This is a genomic window from Trujillonella humicola, assembly GCF_046233715.1.
Classification (GTDB): domain Bacteria; phylum Actinomycetota; class Actinomycetes; order Mycobacteriales; family Geodermatophilaceae; genus Trujillonella; species Trujillonella humicola.
In genome coordinates this window covers 1-1,365 of the sequence record NZ_JBJNRJ010000121.1, presented here as the reverse complement: position 1 = coordinate 1,365, position 1,365 = coordinate 1, and the positions used below count along the sequence as shown (strand labels likewise).

At 73.4% G+C, this 1,365-nt stretch carries 1 protein-coding gene; it reads left to right on the top strand.

Annotated features, from left to right (window positions below):
* Positions 1-1,073, top strand: a 1,073-nt coding sequence (locus ACK586_RS25345) for a transposase (protein ID WP_409333305.1), incomplete at its 5' end; no start/stop codon positions are given.
* Between the last annotated feature and the right edge of the window lie 292 nt (positions 1,074-1,365).

The window sequence follows — 1,365 nt, the reverse complement described above, 5'->3', positions numbered from 1 at the left end:
AGCACGGAGTGCGGCTGGTGTGCGTGCAGCCGCTGCTGGTGCATCGGGCTCGGGAGGCCGAGGACTTCACCCGGAACAAGAACGACGACGCCGACGCGATGATCATCGCCCGGCTGGTCACCGAGCTGCGCTGCTACCTGCCCGAGCGGGCCGATCCGGACTGGGCCCGGCTGCGGCACCTCGGTGCTCGCCGCACCGCACTGGTAGTCGACATCGGCGCCGCCCGTCAGCAGGTCCGGGACCTGCTCGAGTGCGCCTGGCCCGCTGCACTGTCCGCGGCCGGCGACCCCCTGGAGTCCAAGAGCTGGCTGGCCGCGCTCACCGTCGTGCTCGACCGCGTCGCCGACAGCGGCGACCTGGCGGTGATCGGCCGCTGGGGCTGGACCCGGTTCGCCGCCGCCGTCCGGAAAGAGCTCCCGCAGCACGGCACTCACCGCTGGTACTCGGCGATCGTGCGCGCGGTGTTCGACGCCGCCACCGACCCTGGTCAGGCCGGCACCGGAGTGCTGCCCCAGCGGGCCGGCGCACTGGAGCGGGTCCGCTTCGCGCTGGCCGACCTGGCCCACGCCCGCGCCCAGGTCGCCGTCGTCGAAGAACGAATGGTCGCCGTCCTGGACTCCTTCGGGCTGACCGCCCTGCTGGGCAGCATCCCGGGGCTCTCGGCGATCGGCGCGGCCACCATCCTGGCCGAGACCGGGGACCCCCGCCGGTTCTCCAGCGCCCGCGCGCTGGTCAAGCACGCCGGACTGTGCCCCCGGGACAACGCCTCGGGCACCTACCAGGGCAAGACCGGGATCAGCGGCCGCGGCCGACCCGAGCTGCGGCTGGCCGCATGGCGGGCGGTGTTCGCCGCGCTGCAACACAACTCCGTGCTGGCCGCCCGTCACGCCCACCTGGTCGGCCGCCCCGAACGCCGACTCACCGACGCCCAGGCCCGCGTCGCGGTCGCCGGCAGCCTGCTGCGCCAGCTGCACGCCGTGATCACCAACGGCGTTCCCTGGAACCCGGCCATCGCCGCCGGCGGCGACATCGCCGTCCACCCGCACCGACAGGGGGCCGCCATCGCCGCCTGACGCGCGCCCGCCGACCACGGGCGGGGCGAGCCCGCCAGGCCGTAGGGATCACATCCCGCAACTGACCATGGGCAGCCCCGCCCGTCTCCCCACCAAGCCCGGATGAAGGCTGTCGGGAACAACCCGCTTGAACGCTACGTAGGGCCGGGAGACGGGCGCAGGCACCGCCCACGGCAGCGCAGCCCACCACCCCACTACAAGATCAACTCGACCGGCAGCAGCCGGCGAGCCGACCCAACCTGCCCACCATCAGCCAAGACCCGACTTGACTTCGACCTCATAGGTTGGTCAG